Origin of the sequence: Pseudoalteromonas sp. 0802, from assembly GCF_013350085.1 — a bacterium.
In the GTDB taxonomy this organism is placed as follows: Bacteria; Pseudomonadota; Gammaproteobacteria; order Enterobacterales; family Alteromonadaceae; genus Pseudoalteromonas.
The window spans coordinates 5,005-8,557 of sequence record NZ_JABVXE010000042.1; the positions used below are offsets into that span (position 1 = coordinate 5,005).

1 protein-coding gene and 1 pseudogene are annotated in these 3,553 nt (G+C 43.2%); both read left to right on the forward strand.

The annotated features are described in order from the left end of the window. Nucleotides 1–240, forward strand: a pseudogene (locus HUS61_RS21730) (cellulase); the annotation flags it as partial. After that, nucleotides 231–3,553: cellulose synthase subunit BcsC-related outer membrane protein (locus HUS61_RS20820; protein ID WP_175092376.1), on the forward strand; the 3,323-nt coding region annotated here is incomplete at its 3' end. The pseudogene HUS61_RS21730 and the gene HUS61_RS20820, both read left to right, overlap by 10 nt.

Below are 3,553 nucleotides of genomic sequence, written 5' to 3' on the forward strand. Positions count from 1 at the left end.
AAAACGGCAGGCAACGCCCCAAGTGGTTTTGTTGCCGCCTTATTGCCATTGCTTGCTGAAGATAATGCATCACAAACTGTGACAGCTTTACAACAGCAAATTATGATGGATACCCGCTTTACCACCAGCCGCTACTACGACAGCGTGTTGTATTTATTTGGTAACAGCGCATTGAACAACCGTTTTAGTATTGATAAAAACGGGGCTTTAACAACTAACTGGAGCAATGAATGCCGATAAAGTGGCTACTTGCTGCAGTTTTAGCAAGCTCCAGTGCATCCGCAGCAATAAACAAAGACCTTGATAGTCAATCAATTGATTGGTTAATTAGCCAAGTACAACTTGGTGAAATTGAGCGTGATAATCAATTGATGAGCGACAGCTTAGAAAAGCTGCAAAGCATTGCACCTAAAAATACTCAAGTGCAATGTGCCCAGGTGCGCGTTTTATATAGCCTCAAAAAAACCGACAAAGCCAATGCGCATTTAGCAGAGCTTAGTAACCTATCGCATCCGTGCGTAACAAGCTTAACCCTACTTGCACGCGTCAATAACCAAGACAAAGAAGCGGTTCAACAAGCCAGGCTTCGTGCCAGGGCCGGACAATACAGTGACGCGGTAAAAATCTACAATCGGCTATTTAAATCCGCCTACCCTAATATTGAATATGAGCTGGAGCACATAAACTGGCTTGCTCAAGATCCAAATCAATATCAGCAAGCACTGCGCGGTTATCGTTCTTTACTAAAACGCTACCCAAATAGTGGCCGTTTTGAGCTTGCCTACGCAAGACATCTGTTAAAGCAAAACCCAACAAACAAAGAAGCCATAGAATTACTGAGCCATTATGCACACAGTAACCAATATGGTGTTGAAGCTGAGTTTGCGTGGCTTGCAGCCCTTGAGGATATGCCGCTTAATAAACAAACTGAGCGCGAATATCAGCGTTACTTTGCAGCCTACCCTAAAAGCAGTAAAGGTCAGCTACAATTTAGTGACTTTAAAAAAGCGCATTTAGCGGAGCAAAAAAAGCAAGCAGACCCTGCGTATCAGACATGGCTTAAAGGCAGTGTCGAACTTGAAAAACGCCACTTTGATGCAGCAGAAAAGCTTTTTAATAAAGCACTGCGAGGTCGTCCTCAAGATCCTGAAATATACAATAGCTTAGGTTTATTGAACTTAAGGCAAGGTCGTAATGCCAATGCTTACCAGTACTTTAAAAAAGCTCAAAAATACAGCATAGATGCAAACCGTATAACAGTTTTAAAAGGCCTCGCCAATACTGCTCGTTTTTGGCAATACATAGATGAAGCTAAATCAGCCATTAGTAGCAATGAACTCAAACAGGCTGCGCTTAAGCTGGATTTAGCTGACACCTTAAATGAAGACCCTAATACGGTATTGTTTTACCGTGCTGAACTTGCCAAACAAGCAGGCCAACTTCAAAACGCGATGAACCTTTATAAGCAAGTGCTAAAAGACGACCCTCTGCAACAGCCTACTTTGCGTGCCATGCTTGAATTGACCGCCTCAGATGGTAATTATGCTCGTAGTCATCGTTTTTATAATGGCTTAACTCGTCAGCAACAGGCATTAATTGCTGAAGATTATACCCTATTACAAACACAGCAACTGAGAACCCGTGCTGATGAGCTTACTGCTGAAGGTAAGCTAGATGAAGCAGTTGATGTGCTACTTATGGCAATCAAACAAAGCCCACGTCAAAGCTGGCTTTACTACGACCTTGCAAATTTATATCAACAACAAGGTTTAGTTGATCATGCCAAAGCTCTGTATAAAAAAACCTTGTGGCAATTTCCGCTAGATGCAGATTTGCGTTATAGCCATGCCCTATTTTTACGTTCGTTGAATGATTACCAAGGAGCACTGGCAACCTTGGATTACATTCCTAATAACGCGCGCACTGAACAAATTAATGTGCTTACAGAGCAGCTAAGCATTAATACCAAACTAGAAAGGCTCTCTGCCAACAATACAGCCACTAATAAAGCCACGGTGATTTATAAGCTCACCGAGTTAGAAGCACAGCCATTAACACCTTTAATGCAAGCTGAGCTTGCCAGTCAATGGCAACAAATTAATGAGCAGCAGTATGCAATAAGGCAACTGAAAAAAGCTCTTACTCGTGACCCAAGTTTGAGCCCATATTGGCACATGACATATGCAAATTGGCTAATTGAAAGCAACGATAAAAACGCTGCTGATAGCTGGTTTGCAGACTATCAACTGCCGAGTAACGCAACCGATGCAGAGCAATCACAATGGTTAGCACTACAAGTTAATTACGTTAATCGCTTTAGTGATAGTAACCAACGAGTTGCTAAGCTCTCAGAGCTTGCAACACGTTACCCCGATAACCCAGAACTGTCAGAGGCGCTGATCAATGCTCATATCGAGCAAGGCAATAGTAATCAGGCCATTACCCGCTTTGAGCAGCACGTTGCAAAAGGACAAACTGTGTCAACGGATACTGCTTTAGCTATTGCGACACTTGCTCGTCAGCAGCAAAGAGATGATTTAGCAGATCGCATCATTGCTGGGCAAATTAATCAAGTTTCGAGTGAGCAAAGCTATCGTCAGCAGCAATTGATGACTGCCCTTGAACAATTTGAAGATAAACAGAGCGCAATAAATCTAGCTGAGCAATTGCTAGCTAAATCCAACAACAACCAAGAGCTTTATTATCAAGCAGCAGCGGTTGCGCAAGCTAAGCAACAAACTACGCTTGCGCAAAGCTGGTACCGCGCAGCCGTTGATCCAGATACGGCAACGAGCACCTTAAGCGATGAGCAGAACTATGAACTGTATGCCCTTGATGAAAATGAAGCTTGGTATGTCAATAATGCCAAGCGTCAATTGCAAGGTATTGAGCGCGATGAGCAAGCGTATATCACTGCTGCAATCAACTTAAGTAGCCAAACCAGCACACAAAATGAGTCAACCCTCGGCGCTGGTGCAACGCCTATTGAAGCAGGTTTCCCGCTATGGGGTGGCACTGGGATTGTGAAATTAGACCCAATGACAATATCGAGCCAAGAAACCCGCTTTGATGAAACCTTTGCTGGTAGCCGCTATGGTCAAGGAGCTCTGTGTATTTTTGACTGCCCACTTTTAAGTATAAAACCAAAGCAACAAGGTATGGATATTGGCCTTGCTTGGCAAAACGAGCAATGGCGAATTGATGTTGGTACCACTCCACTTGGCTTTTTAGTCGAAGATATCGTGTGGGGCGTTAATTACAATGGTGATTTAGGCGACTTTGGTTATGGCGTCACGTTTAATAAACGCCCGGTTACCAGCTCTGTGTTATCTTACGCAGGACTTGAAGATGTCTTTACCAACCAAGTATGGGGTGGTGTTAGGGCTACGCAATTACAACTTAGTCTATCTCATGACCTTGGCCTAGATTGGGGTTTTTGGGGCAGTACTAACTATCAAATCTTGCAAGGTAAAAACGTAAAAGACAATCAAAGCTACAGCCTAATGGGTGGCAGTTATTATCGTTATATTCGCGAAAGAAACACCGAATTAAG